This is a genomic window from Nocardioides sp., assembly GCF_035429765.1.
Lineage (GTDB): Bacteria > Actinomycetota > Actinomycetes > Propionibacteriales > Nocardioidaceae > Nocardioides.
On record NZ_DAOMFK010000078.1, the window covers coordinates 1 to 13,309 of the forward strand.

General features: G+C 72.6%; 13 protein-coding genes. 8 read left to right on the forward strand and 5 right to left on the reverse strand.

The genetic code is table 11. From position 1 onward, the window contains the following. Positions 1-659: molybdopterin-dependent oxidoreductase (locus tag PLP61_RS09060; RefSeq protein WP_324502304.1), on the reverse strand; the 659-nt coding region annotated here is incomplete at its 3' end. Positions 660-748: 89 nt separating this feature from the next. Here PLP61_RS09060 and PLP61_RS09065 point away from each other — a divergent pair. Both PLP61_RS09065 and PLP61_RS09070 read left to right on the forward strand, forming a co-directional pair. Then, positions 749-4,327, forward strand: coding sequence for an ATP-binding cassette domain-containing protein (locus tag PLP61_RS09065; RefSeq protein ID WP_324502305.1), 3,579 nt, complete (start codon positions 749-751; stop codon positions 4,325-4,327). 56 nt (positions 4,328-4,383) lie between these two features. After that, on the forward strand, positions 4,384-4,854 hold the full coding sequence (locus PLP61_RS09070) for an SRPBCC family protein (protein ID WP_324502306.1): 471 nt from the start codon (positions 4,384-4,386) through the stop codon (positions 4,852-4,854). Between the two features lie 67 nt (positions 4,855-4,921). Here PLP61_RS09070 and PLP61_RS09075 read toward each other — a convergent pair whose 3' ends face one another. Continuing rightward, positions 4,922-5,434 carry a cupin domain-containing protein gene (locus tag PLP61_RS09075; protein WP_324502307.1) on the reverse strand — a complete coding sequence of 171 codons (513 nt, stop codon included), beginning with the start codon at positions 5,432-5,434 and terminating at the stop codon, positions 4,922-4,924. Positions 5,435-5,492: 58 nt separating this feature from the next. Here PLP61_RS09075 and PLP61_RS09080 point away from each other — a divergent pair, with 58 nt between their 5' ends. From PLP61_RS09080 to PLP61_RS09095, 4 genes are all read left to right on the forward strand, one after another. Continuing rightward, positions 5,493-6,149, forward strand: a complete 657-nt coding sequence (locus tag PLP61_RS09080; RefSeq protein WP_324502308.1) for a TetR/AcrR family transcriptional regulator — start codon at positions 5,493-5,495, stop codon at positions 6,147-6,149. A gap of 285 nt (positions 6,150-6,434) precedes the next feature. Next, a complete protein-coding gene (locus PLP61_RS09085; RefSeq protein ID WP_324502309.1) occupies positions 6,435-6,797 on the forward strand; it encodes a YciI family protein in 363 nt (120 codons plus the stop codon). A gap of 25 nt (positions 6,798-6,822) precedes the next feature. Further along, positions 6,823-8,034, forward strand: a complete 1,212-nt coding sequence (locus tag PLP61_RS09090; protein WP_324502310.1) for an RNA polymerase sigma factor — start codon at positions 6,823-6,825, stop codon at positions 8,032-8,034. A gap of 3 nt (positions 8,035-8,037) precedes the next feature. Continuing rightward, complete coding sequence (locus PLP61_RS09095) at positions 8,038-8,169, forward strand: M15 family metallopeptidase (RefSeq protein ID WP_324502311.1); 132 nt, start codon at positions 8,038-8,040, stop codon at positions 8,167-8,169. 48 nt (positions 8,170-8,217) lie between these two features. On the opposite strand, the gene PLP61_RS09100 is transcribed toward PLP61_RS09095, so the two are convergent. Both PLP61_RS09100 and nrdR read right to left on the reverse strand, forming a co-directional pair. Next, positions 8,218-11,109: a vitamin B12-dependent ribonucleotide reductase gene (locus tag PLP61_RS09100; protein ID WP_324502312.1), complete on the reverse strand. Its 2,892-nt coding sequence runs from the start codon at positions 11,107-11,109 to the stop codon at positions 8,218-8,220. 119 nt (positions 11,110-11,228) lie between these two features. Then, entirely contained in the window at positions 11,229-11,720 is a 492-nt protein-coding gene (nrdR, locus tag PLP61_RS09105) for a transcriptional regulator NrdR (RefSeq protein WP_324502316.1), read from the reverse strand. A 410-nt stretch (positions 11,721-12,130) separates the two neighbouring features. Between nrdR and PLP61_RS09110 the strand changes: the two genes are divergently transcribed. Further along, the gene (locus tag PLP61_RS09110) at positions 12,131-12,454 is read left to right on the forward strand and encodes a hypothetical protein (RefSeq protein WP_324502313.1); all 324 of its coding nucleotides are present in this window, start codon (positions 12,131-12,133) and stop codon (positions 12,452-12,454) included. A 6-nt stretch (positions 12,455-12,460) separates the two neighbouring features. On the opposite strand, the gene PLP61_RS09115 is transcribed toward PLP61_RS09110, so the two are convergent. Beyond that, the gene (locus tag PLP61_RS09115) at positions 12,461-12,880 is read right to left on the reverse strand and encodes a DUF3052 domain-containing protein (protein ID WP_324502314.1); all 420 of its coding nucleotides are present in this window, start codon (positions 12,878-12,880) and stop codon (positions 12,461-12,463) included. Between the two features lie 132 nt (positions 12,881-13,012). Between PLP61_RS09115 and PLP61_RS09120 the strand changes: the two genes are divergently transcribed. Further along, on the forward strand, positions 13,013-13,309 hold a 297-nt coding region (locus tag PLP61_RS09120), incomplete at its 3' end, for a maleylpyruvate isomerase N-terminal domain-containing protein (protein WP_324502315.1).

Below are 13,309 nucleotides of genomic sequence, written 5' to 3' on the forward strand. Positions count from 1 at the left end.
CGCAGCCAGTGGTCGGCCTTGGCGGCGAGGCCCGCCTTGCGCGGGTCGACCACGATCAGCTTCGCCCCGCGCCGGAGGGCGGCCGCGGTGCTGGTTGCGTGCGCCAGTCTCGCCACCGAGGGGTTGTAGCCCCAGTAGAGGATGCATCCGGCGTTCTCGAGGTCCGGCAGGTAGGTGCCGGGTACGGGGGCGCCGAAGGTGTAAAGCGGGGCGAGGAAGCGGCCCCAGCCGCACAGCTCCATGTAGTTGCAGTAGTTCGGGCTGCCGTACGCGCGCACCAGCCGGAGGATCCAGTCGACCGCGTCACTGATCGCCGAGGTCGACGGCGAGCTGGAGCTGAACGCCACCGACCCGGGTCCGTCGGTGGCGGCCGCCGCGCTGAGCCGGTCCACCACCGCGTCGAGCGCCTCGTCCCAGGTGATCGGTTCCCAGCCCGGGTCCGCGGCGTCCTTCGGCGTCGTCCGCCTGAGCGGGTGAAGGAGCCGTGCGGGGTGGTGGACGATCGAGGGCGCCGCCTTGCCCTTCACGCAGAGCGCCGCACCGGTCGGATGGGCGGGATCCGGGTACAGCGCGACCAGGGTCTGGTCGCTGACCTCGGCGCGCGCCCCGCAGCGCGACACGCACAACGGGCAGTACGTCGGAACCCGGTCCGCACCCATCTCTCGATTGTGACGCGCACCACCCAGAACGGCGCCTTCCGGCGGTAAACGATTCGCGGAGCACGGGCGTGGTTTCCTAAGTTGGTCGGGTGCCTTCTCCCGTGCTGTCCGCGCCCGACGTCGCGCTCGCGCCGTCGGTGGACGGCGCGCTCCCGGAGGGGCGGGTCCCGGTCGACTGGCGACGGCTGCGCCGCCCGGCCACGTTCGCCTGCCTGGCCGGGTCGCTGGCCGCTGCGACGCTGGCGTCGCTGGCCGCGATCGTGGCCGGCCGGCTCACCGAGACCGCGACCGCGGCGCTGGTGGGCCTGCTCGCCCTCTGCGTGGTCGGCGGGGCACTGATCGACACCGTCGCGAAGACGGGCTGGTTCGTCATCGTCGACCGGGCGGAGGGAGCCCTGCGCGCCGACCTGCTGGATGCCGCGCTGGCCCAGCCCCTCTCGTCGCTCACCGAGCAGGCCGTCGGCGAGATCCTCGACCGGATCGACGACGACACCCACGAGGTGGGCCAGCTGCTGCGGTGGTCTGTCTGGATGGCGGCTCGCACCCTGCTGGCGTCCGGGCCGCTGTGGCTCGTCGCCGGGTTCACCTGGTGGCCGGCGTTCCTGCTCTTCCCGGTCGCCGCCGTGCTGGCGGTCGCGGTGGCCCGCCCGCTGCTGCCGGGGGTGGCCGAGCGCAAGGTCCTCGAGGAGATGGCCTGGACCGACCACGCGGCCGTGATGGAGGAGGGTGTCGCCGCCCGCGACGACCTGCGCACCAGCCTCGGGCAGGCCCACGTGATGCGCCGGAGCACGGTGCTGGCCGCCGAGGTCCTGCGCCGGCTCAAGGCCGTGCTGGTCCTGGAGACCAGGATCACCCGGCGTACCGGCCTGCTCCTGCACGGTCTCCTGGCCGGGGTCGGCGTCGTCGGCGTGGCGCTCGTGCTCGGCGACCGGCTCAGCACGGCCTCGCTGGTCACCCTCTTCCTGGTCACCTCCACGTTCGTGGGCCAGGTCGACATGCTGGCCCGGCACCTGCCCGACCTCCAGGCCGGCTTCGGCGCCGTGCTCCGGCTGCGCGGCATGCTCGCCTCACCGGCCGAGCCCGAGGGCGGCCTGCCCGTCCGCCACGACCGGCTCGACGTGGAGCTCCGCGACCTGCACTTCGCCTACGAGCACGGGACCTTCGCCCTGGAGGACGTCAGCCTGACCGTGCCCGCGGGGCACACCTGCGCGCTGGTGGGCCGGACCGGTTCCGGGAAGTCCACGCTGGCCTCCCTGCTCTCCCGCGCGGTCGAGCCCGAGCCGGGGCAGGTGTTCCTCGGTGGGGTCGACGTCCGCGACCTCGACCTGCAGCAGCTGCGGGCCGAGGTCGGCGTGGTCACCCAGCGCACCGAGATCCTGGCCGGGACGCTCGCGGAGAACATCACGCTCTTCATCCCCGTGCCGCGCGAGGAGGTCGAGGCGGCGGTGGAGACCCTCGGCCTGACGGCGTGGGTCACCGGGCTCCCCCACGGCCTCGACACCAGGCTCGGCCCCGGCGGGACCAGCCTGTCGGCCGGCGAGGAGCAGCTCGTGGCGTTCGCCCGTCTGCTCGTGCGGGACGTGAAGGTCGTGATCCTCGACGAGGCGACGGCCCGGATGGACCCGGTGACCGAGGCCCGGGTGGTCGCGGCCGCCGGCCGGCTCCTGGCCGGGCGCACCGGCCTGCTCGTGGCGCACCGGCTCTCCACCATCGAGCGCGCCGAGCAGGTCGCGGTCCTCGAGCGGGGCCGGGTCGTCCAGCACGGCCCACGAGACGTCCTGGCCAGGGTCGAGGGCCCCTTCCGCCGCCTGCTCGAGGCCTCGGCCGAGACCGGTGACCTGGACGACCTCGACACCCCTGCGAGCTCCACCGACGAGGCCCGGGCCGACGCGGCGTCGGCCGTCGTCCGCGATGCCGTCGACGGCCACGTCATCGGCACCACGCGCCGCAGCACCACCCCGCCCCCTCCGCCCACCCTCGAGCCGACCCCGAGCCTGGCGCGCACCACCTTCCGGGCGATGACCACCAACCCGTCGTGGGGACTGGTCGGGATGGGGCTGTTCCTGGTCTCGGCGATCACCGGGGCGTTCGGCGCGCTGACCGGCTGGACGTGGGGGCACCTGGTGACCGCGCTGCAGAACGGCGAGGATCCGTGGCCGCTGGTGGTCGCGCTGGTGGTCTCGCTGCTCGCGTCCCCCTTGCTGCTGTCCCAGGCGTTCTGGGTCTACCCCCGCTGGTGGGTGTCGGTGCAGCTCGGCGTACGGACCGCGGTCCTGCACGGCCAGACCGCGCAGCGCCGCCTGGTGCGGACGCCGCCGGGCGAGGCGGTGGCGCGGGCCATGGACGCCGACCGGATCACCCGGTACGCCGACCGCTGGGTGGACCTGGTCAACGGCCTGGCCATCGTCGTGATCACCTCGCTCGTCGCCGGCACCTGGCTCGCGGGGGGCATCCTGCTCGCGGTGATGGCGTCGGCCGCGCTGGCCTCGTCGGTGGGCCGCCGGATCGCCGGGCGCTCGGCGGCGGCGTCCTCGGCCGCCCGGGCCGGGTTCGGCCGCTCGTTGGTCTCGGCGCTCGACTCGGTCCGGACGGTCAAGCTGGCCGCCGCCACGCCGGCCGTCCACACCCACCTGCAGGAGGTCGACGGCGGGCGGGTCGAGGCGGCCGTCCGCGAGCACCGGATCCAGGCGCTGCTGGACGGCGTCCCCGTCGTGATGGTCCAGTGCGGCGTCGTCGCCGCCTGGGGGGGCCTGGTCGCCGGCTACTGGGGCCTGGCGACGACACTGCTGATGACCAACGCGGTCAGCGGCTTCGACTGGTTCGGCCGGGTCGCCGGCGCGGTCGTCACCGAGGCCCCCGGTGTCCGGGCCTGGATGCGGGCCACCAGCGCGCTCGCCGGTGGCGGCGACCTCACCACCCTGCCAGCCGGGGTCGACCTGCGCACCGGGTCCGCGCCCGACCCGGCGCCGGCGGTGCACGAGCCGCTGCGGACGCTGAGCGTCCGCCGGCTCACCGCCATCCACGACGACGGGACCGTGGGCGTCAGCGACCTCGACCTCACCGTCTCGGCGGGCGAGCTCGTGCTGCTGCTCGGCCAGGTCGGCTCGGGCAAGTCCAGCCTGCTCGGCGCGCTCGCCGGGCTCGTGTCCTCCACCGGCTCGATCCACTGGAACGACCGCGAGCTCACCGACAAGGAGCTCGACCTGCGCCCCGGCCGCATCGCGATCGTGCCCCAGGTGCCACGCGTGCTCTCGGGCACCTTCGCCGGCAACATCACCCTCGACCACCCCGACCGTGACGTGGGTCCGGCCATCGAGACGGCCCGCCTGGGCCGCGACGTCGCCGAGGCCGGGGGTGCCGACGCGTTGGTCGGGCACCGCGGCGTACGCCTCTCGGGCGGTCAGGTGCAGCGCCTCGCCCTCGCCCGGGCCCTGGCCTGCCGGGCCGAGGTCCTGCTCGCCGACGACGTCTCCTCCGCGCTGGACGCCGCCACCGAGATCGAGCTCTGGCAGGCGCTGAGGGACACCGGTACCACCGTCCTCGGCGCCACCAGCAAGGCCGCCGCACTCGCCCAGGCCGACCGGGTCGTCGTCCTCGCCGACGGCTCCCTGGTCGACCAGGGAGCGTGGAGCGACCTGGTCGGCCGGTGGGGTCACCTGGCGGGCTGAGGCCCGTGGGCCGGGGCGGTGGCTCTGTGCTCTCGCCGGGACTAGGCTCCCGGGCCATGAGCCAGGCCGTGTCGGTGACCCGAGAGATAGCAGCGCCGCCCGAGCGGGTGTACGCGATGGTGGCCGATCTCCGGCGGATGGGTGAGTGGTCGCCGGAGAACCACGGCGGCGAGTGGCTCGACGACGTCGCGGAGGCCGGCTCGGGCGCACGGTTCCGGGGGCGGAACCGCAACGGGAGGAGATCCTGGACCAGCGTGGCGACCGTCATCGACGCGGAGCCCGGTCGGCGGTTCTCGTTCCGAGTGCGGTTCGGGCCGGTGAAGGTCTCCGACTGGTCCTACAGCTTCGAGGCTGTGCCGGCCGGCTGCCGGGTGACGGAGTCCTGGCTCGACCTGCGGCCGAGGTGGTTCAGACCGATCGCGACCGCCGGAACCGGAGTGAGCGACCGGCCGACGCACAACCGCCGGACCATGGAGCAGACCCTGGAGCGGCTGGCGGCCGCGGCCGAGTCCGAGGCTCACGCCTGATCCGGGTGGCGGTCACCGGGACTGCGGGGACCGCCACCTGTCGCGCGCACCCCGGTCACCATGGGCTTCACTCCGGGATGGGTGGCCCGACGACCTCCAGGCCGTAGCGCGGCCCGACCTCGTTCCACCGGCCGATCTCCTCCACCAGCGGGCGTCCCTCGCCCTCTGCCGGGAGGCGCAGCGCGTCGGCCGGCACGCCGACCTCGTCGTACAGCCCGAGGAGTCCGCCGGGGACCGTCAGGGCGACGAAGCGGGCCGGCCGGTCCCCACGGATGCGGAAGGCGTGCGGGAGTCCGCGGGGCAGGTACATGAACCAGCCCGCGGCCAGCTCGAAGGTCTCCTCGCCGGCGACGTAGGTCATCTGACCGTCGAGCAGGTAGAACGCCTCGGCCTCGTGGCGGTGACGGTGCAGCGGGGTGGCGACGCCCGGCGGCTGGGTCACCAGCGCGACCCCCAGCGTCCCGCCGGTGCGCTCGGGGCCTGCGAGGTGCTCGAAGAGCGAGCCCATCGCCCAGGTGCCGCGGCCCGTGCCCGGCGCGCACGCGACCACGCTGTCGTGCTGTGTGTGGGTGTCCGGCATGGCGACCACCTAGATTGATCCGATCCTGCTTCGGACGAATATTGGTACGCTAGGCCTCGTGGCCGACACCGTCAAGACCCGTCGCTACCACTCCCCGGCCCGCCGGGAGCAGGCCGAGGCCACCCGACGGGCCGTGCTGCGGGCCGCCAGGGAGCTGTTCACCACGCGTGGGTACGCCGAGACCTCGGTCGCCGACCTCGCTCGCCGGGCCCGGGTCTCGGTCGACACCGTCTACGCGAGCGTGGGTCGCAAGCCGCAGCTGCTGCTGGCGGTGCACGACATGATCCTGGGCTCCGGTGAGGAGCCGGTTCCTGCGCAGGAGCGCGACTACGTGCGCCGGATCCGGGAGGCGGAGACCGCCGAGGACAAGATCCTGGTCTACGCCGAGACGCTCGCCGACCTGCTGCCCCGCACGGTCCCGCTCAACCTGGCCCTCCGGGAGGCCGGCGCCCGCGAGCCGGAGTGCCGCCGACTCCGGGAGTCGATCAGCCGACGCCGACGCGCGAACATGAGGCTGTTCGCCGACGAGCTGCGAGGCACCGGCCGGCTGCGCCCCGACCTCTCCGACGAGCAGGCCGCCGACCTCGTGTGGTCGATGAACTCCCCGGAGTACTTCCAGCTGCTCACCGACGCCGGCTACACCCCGGCCGAGTACGCCCACCTCGTCGCCGACACGTGGACCCGCACCCTGCTCACCCCCGCTGAGACGTCGTGAGGGCCGCCGGGGCCGAGCCCTGCCGGGTCCGCTCGGACGTTGACGACCCCCGTCGATTGGACTGAAACCACACCGAAGTCGGCGAAATCACTGTCGTTTGGGTCCAATCGGCAATCCTGGGGAGGTCGGTAGCGGCCCCTCCAGGCCGACCGCGACGCTGTCGAGCCCGTGTGCAGCCGGGTGTCACCCGCTCCACCGTGTGGCAGGTTGTCGTACCGGGGGGACGCCGTTCGTGGTGGGGGCGGAGGCGGTCATCGGGACTGCCCGGAACCGAGGAGAACTGTGATGACGCACTACCTGCTCGCCGTGCACGGCCCTGTCGAGAGGAGCGAGTTCGGCAGCTACGGCTCCCAGGAGGAGATGGAGGCGGCGTTCGCCGCGACCGGCGTGTTCAACGACCGGCTCCGCGCCGAGGGCTACTGGGTCTTCGCGGGCGGGCTCGCGCCGGCGTCGACGGCGACCGTGGTCGACGGCCAGGGGAAGACGCCGGTGCTGACCGACGGTCCCTACCTCGAGACCAAGGAGGTCATCGGGGGGTTCTGGGTCATCGACGCGCCCGACCTCGACGTGGCGCTCAGGCTCGCGGCCGAGGGTTCCAAGGCGTGCCGGGGCAAGGTCGAGGTCCGGCCGTTCGACGGCCTGGCCTGAGCCGGCCGGACCGACGGGGTCGGCGGTGCAGGACGGATCGGCGGCCGTCGAGCGGGTCTTCCGCGAGGAGTACGGCCGCCTGGTCGCCTCGCTCGTGCGCCGCTTCGGGGACATCGACCTCGCCGAGGAGGCGGCGGGCGAGGCGCTGGTGGCGGCGTTGGAGAGGTGGCCGCAGTCCGGCGTACCGCCCAACCCCGGCGGCTGGCTCACCACCACGGCCGGCAACCGAGCGATCGACCGGATCCGCCGCGAGAAGAAGCGTGACGCCAAGCACCAGGCGGCCATGATGTACGCCGAGGACACGCCGCACGAGCCCACCGGGCCGGTGGAGGACGACCGGCTGCGGCTGCTGTTCACCTGCTGCCACCCGGCGCTCGCTCCGGAGGCCCGGATCGCCCTCACCCTCAGGCTCCTCGGCGGGCTGACCGTGGCCGAGATCGCGCGGGCGTTCCTGGTGCCCGAGACCACGGTGGCGCAGCGGATCACCCGGGCCAAGAAGAAGATCGCGGCCGCGAAGGTGCCCTACCGGGTGCCCACGGCGGCTGACCTCCCGGTGCGACTCGACGGGGTGCTGGTGGTGCTCTTCCTCGTCTTCAACGAGGGCTACCTCGCCACCAGCGACGGCGACCCGGTCCGTGCCGAGCTCACCGGCGAGGCCATCCGGCTGACGCGGATCCTCCGCCGGCTGCTTCCGGAGGAGCCCGAGGTGGCGGGTCTGCTCGGGCTGATGGTCCTCACCGAGGCCCGGCGCGAGTCCCGGGTGCGTGAGGGGCAGCTGGTTCCCCTCTCCGAGCAGGACCGCGCCGGCTGGGACCGCACGCTGGTCGCCGAGGGCCACCACCTGGTCCGCGAGTGCCTCGCGCGCAACCGGCCCGGGCGCTACCAGCTGCTCGCCGCGATCAACGCGGTGCACACCGACGCCCCCGCGGCGGCGGACACCGACTGGTCGCAGGTCGTCGCGCTCTACGACCAGCTCACCCGGCTCGACCCCTCGCCGGTCGTCGCGCTCAACCGAGCGGTCGCGGTCGCGGAGCTGGACGGCCCGGAGGTCGCCCTCGCCCTGGTCGACGCGCTGCCGCTCACCGGTTACCACGCCTGGCACGCCACTCGCGCCGACCTGCTCCGCCGGCTGGGCCGCAGCACCGAGGCGAAGCAGGCGTACGACGCCGCGCTCACCCTCACCCAGAACTCCGCCGAGCGTGCGTACCTGAGCAGGAGGCGCGGCGAGCTGGTCTGAGGAGTGCGACCGGCCAGCGACTTCGGCGGCGACGTCGTCGTCGAGGCGTTCGAGGCGATCGGCTGGGAGTGGGGCGGCTCGTGGACACCCCCCGACTACCAGCACTTCCAGGCCCCACGACCCACCCACAGGTGAGTCCGGCGCCCGCCGCCATCTGTGACGGGTCGCCGGACTCGCCGGTGCTCAGCTGCAGCCGCTGGTGGCGCCGCAGCCCTCGCAGACGTAGCAGGACCCCGCCGGGCGCATCTTCGTGCCGCAGGTGAAGCACAGCGGGCTGTCGACGGCGTGACCGGTGATCTGCTCCATCAGCTCCGCGGAGGTGTGCGCCTCCTTGGTCACGTGGGCGGGCACCTCGCGGGCCTCCGAGCCGTGGGTGTCCTTGGTCTCCCGGTCGGTGATCGGGTGCGGCTCCCCCACGGGAGCCTCGACCACGTCGTGGTGCTCGGCCTTGAGGGACTCGGCCTCGCTCAGCTCCACGATCGGCTCGTAGGAGCCGGTCTCGAGGTGCCGCTGGCGCTCCTCGGCGGAGTAGATGCCGAGCATCGAGCGCTCCTCGAAGGTCATGTAGTCGAGCGCGAGGCGACGGAAGATGTAGTCCATGATCGACTGCGCCATCCGCACGTCGGGGTCGTCGGTCAGCCCGGCCGGCTCGAAGCGCAGGTTGGTGAACTTCGAGACGTAGGTCTCCAGCGGGACGCCGTACTGCAGGCCGATCGACACCGCGATCGAGAAGGCGTCCATCACGCCGGCCAGCGTCGAGCCCTGCTTGCCGAGCTTGAGGAACACCTCACCGAGCTCGCCGTCGTCGTGCGCACCGGAGGTCATGTAGCCCTCTGCGCCGCCGACGGTGAACGAGGTGGTCCGCGAGGCCCGCGACTTCGGCAGCCGCTTGCGGGTCGGCCGGTAGACGATCTTCTCGACCGGGGTGATCTCCGCGGGCACGTCCGCCACGACCTCGGACTTCTTCGCCATGGCGTCGGCCAGCGGCTGACCCACCTTGCAGTTGTCGCGGTAGATCGCGGTGGCCTTCAGGCCCAGCTTCCACGACTGCAGGTAGACGTCCTTGATGTCCTCGACCGTGGCGGTCTCGGGCAGGTTGACGGTCTTGGAGATCGCCCCGGACAGGAAGGGCTGGCACGCGGCCATCATCCGCACGTGGCCCATCGGGGCCAGGGCCCGGGCACCCATCGCGGTGTCGAAGACCTCGTAGTGCTCGGTCCGCAGCCCCGGTGCGTCGATGACGTGGCCGTGCTCGGCGATGTACCCGACAATCGCCTCGACCTGCTCGGGCTGGTAGCCGAGCCGCTTCAGGGCCCGCGGGATCGTCTGGTTGACGATCTGCATCGAGCCGCCGCCGACGAGCTTCTTGAACTTCACCAGCGAGAAGTCCGGCTCGATGCCGGTGGTGTCGCAGTCCATCATGAAGCCGATGGTGCCGGTGGGCGCGAGCACCGAGGCCTGCGCGTTGCGGAAGCCGTTGGTCTCACCGAGCTTGACCACCGCGGCCCAGGCCTTGGTGGCCTGCTTGTGCACCGCGCCGTCGACCGCGCCGAGCGGGCGCACGGCGTCGTTGGCGGACTGGTGCTTGCGCATCACCCGCTTGTGGGCCTCGGCGTTGCGGGCGTAGCCGGCGTACGGGCCGACGACCTTGGCCAGCTCCGCGGAGCGCTTGTACGACGTGCCGGTCATCAGGCTGGTGATGGTGGCCGCCATCGTCCGGCCACCCTCGGAGTCGTAGCCCAGACCCATCGCCATCAGCAGGGCACCCAGGTTGGCGTAGCCGATGCCGAGCTGGCGGTAGTCACGGGTGGTCTGCCCGATGGACTCGGTGGGGAAGTCGGCGAAGCAGATCGAGATGTCCATCGCGGTGATGATCAGCTCGACGGCCTTCCCGAACAGCTCGGCGTCGAAGGTGTCGTCGTCGGTGAGGAACTTCATCAGGTTCAGCGAGGCCAGGTTGCACGAGGAGTTGTCCAGCGACATGTACTCCGAGCAGGGGTTGGATGCGGTGATCCGCCCGGTCTCGGGGTTGGTGTGCCAGTCGTTGATGGTGTCGTCGTACTGGAGCCCGGGGTCGGCGCACTCCCACGCGGCCAGCGCGATCTTGTCGAACAGCTCGCGGGCGTCGACGGTCTCGATGACCTCCCCGGTCTGCCGCGCGCGCAGCCCGAAGGGCTTGCCCTCCTCCACCGCACGCATGAACTCGTCGGAGACGCGCACGGAGTTGTTGGCGTTCTGGTACTGCACCGAGGTGATGTCGGCGCCGCCGAGGTCCATGTCGAACCCGGCGTCGCGCAGGGCCCGGATCTTGTCCTCCTCGCGCGCCTTGGTGGCGACGAACTCCTCGATGTCGGGGTGGTCGACGTCCAGGACGACCATCTTCGCCGCGCGCCGGGTGGCCCCACCGGACTTGATGGTGCCCGCGGACGCGTCGGCACCCCGCATGAAGGAGACCGGCCCGCTGGCGGTCCCGCCGGAGGAGAGCAGCTCCTTCGACGAGCGGATCCGGGAGAGGTTCAGGCCGGCGCCCGAGCCGCCCTTGAAGATGAAGCCCTCCTCCTTGTACCAGTTCAAGATGGAGTCCATCGAGTCGTCGACGGAGAGGATGAAGCACGCGCTCACCTGCTGGGGCGACGGGGTGCCGACGTTGAACCAGACGGGGGAGTTGAAGGAGAAGTACTGGTGGGCCAGCAGCCAGACCAGCTCGTCGGCGAACACCGCGGCGTCCTTGGCGGTGGCGAAGTAGCCGAACTCCTCGCCGGCCCTGCGGTAGGTCGTGACCACCCGGTCGATGAGCTGGCGCAGGCTCCACTCCCGGGCGTCGGTGCCGACCGCGCCGCGGAAGTACTTGGTGGTGACGATCGTCGAGGCGTTGATGCTCCAGAACTCCGGGAACTCCACGCCGCGCTGCTCGAAGACGGTCTCGCCGGTCTTCCAGTTGGTCTGGACGACGTCGCGCCGCTCCCACGTGATCTCGTCGTAGGGGTGCACGCCCTCGGTCGAGAAGACGCGCTCGATCGTCAGACCGGCGCCCTTCTTCCGGGCGGAGGGTGCGGCGTTCGCCGTCTCGGTCATGGGCTCTCCTCTGGGTGTGGTGACGCTGGCTGGTCGTCGTACGTCGTCGTGCTGCAGGGGTGCTGCGAGGTGGTGCACCCGGCACGCAGCTTCCCCACTACGTGCCGGGTGGTCTGGGGTCACCCGGTGGGAACCGGGTGTACGCCGTCGGGCGCGCGCTCCGCGCGCAGCAGGGCGATCTCGGACTCGAAGTCGTCGGCGGACTCGAAGGCGCGGTAGACGCTGGCGAAGCGGAGGTAGGCGACCTCGTCGAGCTCGCGCAGCGGGCCCAGGATGGCCATGCCGACCTCGTGGGCGGGCACCTCGGCCCAGCCCTCGGCGCGCAGGACGTCCTCGACCTCCTGGCCCAGCCGGGCCAGCTGGTCCTCCGAGACGGGCCGGCCCTTGCAGGCCTTGCGGACACCGGAGACCGCCTTGTCGCGGTTGAACGGCTCGCTGGCACCCGAGCGCTTCACCACGGTGAGCTGCATGAGCTCCACGGTGGTGAACCGCTTGCCGCAGCCGCCGGACTCCGCCGGGCAGGTGCGCCGCCGGCGGATCGAGGAGCCGTCCTCGCTGACGCGGGAGTCCAGGACCCGGGTGTCGGTGTGACGGCAGTACGGGCAGTGCACGGGCCGGGCCTCCTCGGTCGTCTCTGGGGTCACCCGCACACCCCCGGAGGTGTGTGCGGCCTTGTGGATAACAGGACGGAGCCTGTGTAGGTTCAACCGTTTTCTGTGGCTATCTCATCCCGATTTGTGGACTAGATGTGGAAAACCACAACGGTGTAACTACTAGATGTAGTGGTAACCGTACGACGCCGGTGGCGGCATGGCAAGAGGCTGGCCCAGGGTTTTGCCGAGCAGCGCCCCGCCGACGGATCAGCGCAGGTCAGCGGCCGGACGGCCGGGTCCGCCTCGGCGTGTCGGCGCGCGACGCGGGGTACCCGCTTCCCGTGATCCGGCACCGGTTCGGCCACAATGGGCGCGTGGCGCGAGCGGCCGGCAAGCGAGCGGGATCCAGGCGTGGTGACCGCGCGCCCGTGCGCCTGCGGCCGGCGGCGCTCGGCCTGGCCGCGGGGATCACCGTGGCGGTGGTGGCCTGGGGCTTCCTGGTCCGCTCGGCCATCGACTTCGGGGTCAGCGCGCGCTCCGGGGAGGACCGCGCCTGGTGGTTCCTCGTGCTGGCCTCGGTGGGCGCGATCGCCTGCCTGTTCCTCGCGTTCGTGCTGGTCGCCCGGCTGAGCCGGGTGCTGGGGATCACCACGGCGCCCGCGCCCCGACCGCCGCGGGGCGAGGACCGCTCCGCGCTCGAGGACACCGCCGAGCGTCCGGCGGTGCGGCCCGGGGGCCACCGGGCGGACTGAGCGTCCTCACCGGTCCCGCAGCCGCCGCACCAGCTTCAGGCCCGACCACACCTCGTCGATCGCGGCGACCTTCACGTCGACGACGCCGAGCGCCAGGCCCAGCGCGCGCACCAGGTTCTCGTCCAGGTCGCAGGACACGCCGAGCTCCTGCTCCAGCCGGCGACGGGCCGACTTCTTCGGCCAGCACACCCAGACCGCGCCCGCGGGGGTGGTCCGCTCGAGGAGCCGGGGCAGCCGTCGGCGCAGCGTCGCCTCGGTGGTGTGGAAGGTGAGCACCAGGTCCGCGGCGGCCGGCAGCCGGCGTACGACGTGGGCGGCGCCGAGGTCGCCCAGCCGGACGGTGTCCGGCACGCCGTCCAGGAGCACCACCTGCCCGTCCGTGACGCCGAGCTTGCGGGGCAGGGGGGTGGCTGAGTATCCCGCCATCGGGTGACCCTATAGCCCGCTCCCCGGCGAGTCACCACCTGCCGTTTGGACCCAAACCACAGAAGATCCGGGCATTCTCGTGCGGTTTCGGAACAATCGACGACCGCCGGGGGCACGGGCTAGCCTCCGGGGATGACCTCCCCCGCCGAGCGCCACCGCGAGGTGGCGGCCGTCTTCTCCGCCCGGGTCCGCGGCACCAGTGACTGGGACGCGCCCACACCGGTGGCGCAGTGGCGGGCCCGGGACGTGGTCCGGCACCTGGTCGAGTGGCTGCCCGGCCTGCTGGCCGGCGGGGCGGCCGTGGAGCTGCCGGCCGGGCCGTCGGCGGACGTGGACCCGGTCGGCGCCTGGCAGGTGCACGCCGACGCGGTGCAGGCCCTGCTGGAGGGCCCGGCGACCCAGGGACGCATGGTGCGCAACCCGCACCTG

Bases quoted from the DNA above. Each gene is read 5' to 3' on its own strand.
- PLP61_RS09070 (WP_324502306.1), top strand. From the start codon at position 4,384: ATGAGCCAGGCCGTGTCGGTGACCCGAGAGATAGCAGCGCCGCCCGAG.
- PLP61_RS09075 (WP_324502307.1), bottom strand. From the start codon at position 5,434: ATGCCGGACACCCACACACAGCACGACAGCGTGGTCGCGTGCGCGCCG.
- PLP61_RS09085 (WP_324502309.1), top strand. From the start codon at position 6,435: ATGACGCACTACCTGCTCGCCGTGCACGGCCCTGTCGAGAGGAGCGAG.
- PLP61_RS09100 (WP_324502312.1), bottom strand. From the start codon at position 11,109: ATGACCGAGACGGCGAACGCCGCACCCTCCGCCCGGAAGAAGGGCGCC.
- PLP61_RS09115 (WP_324502314.1), bottom strand. From the start codon at position 12,880: ATGGCGGGATACTCAGCCACCCCCCTGCCCCGCAAGCTCGGCGTCACG.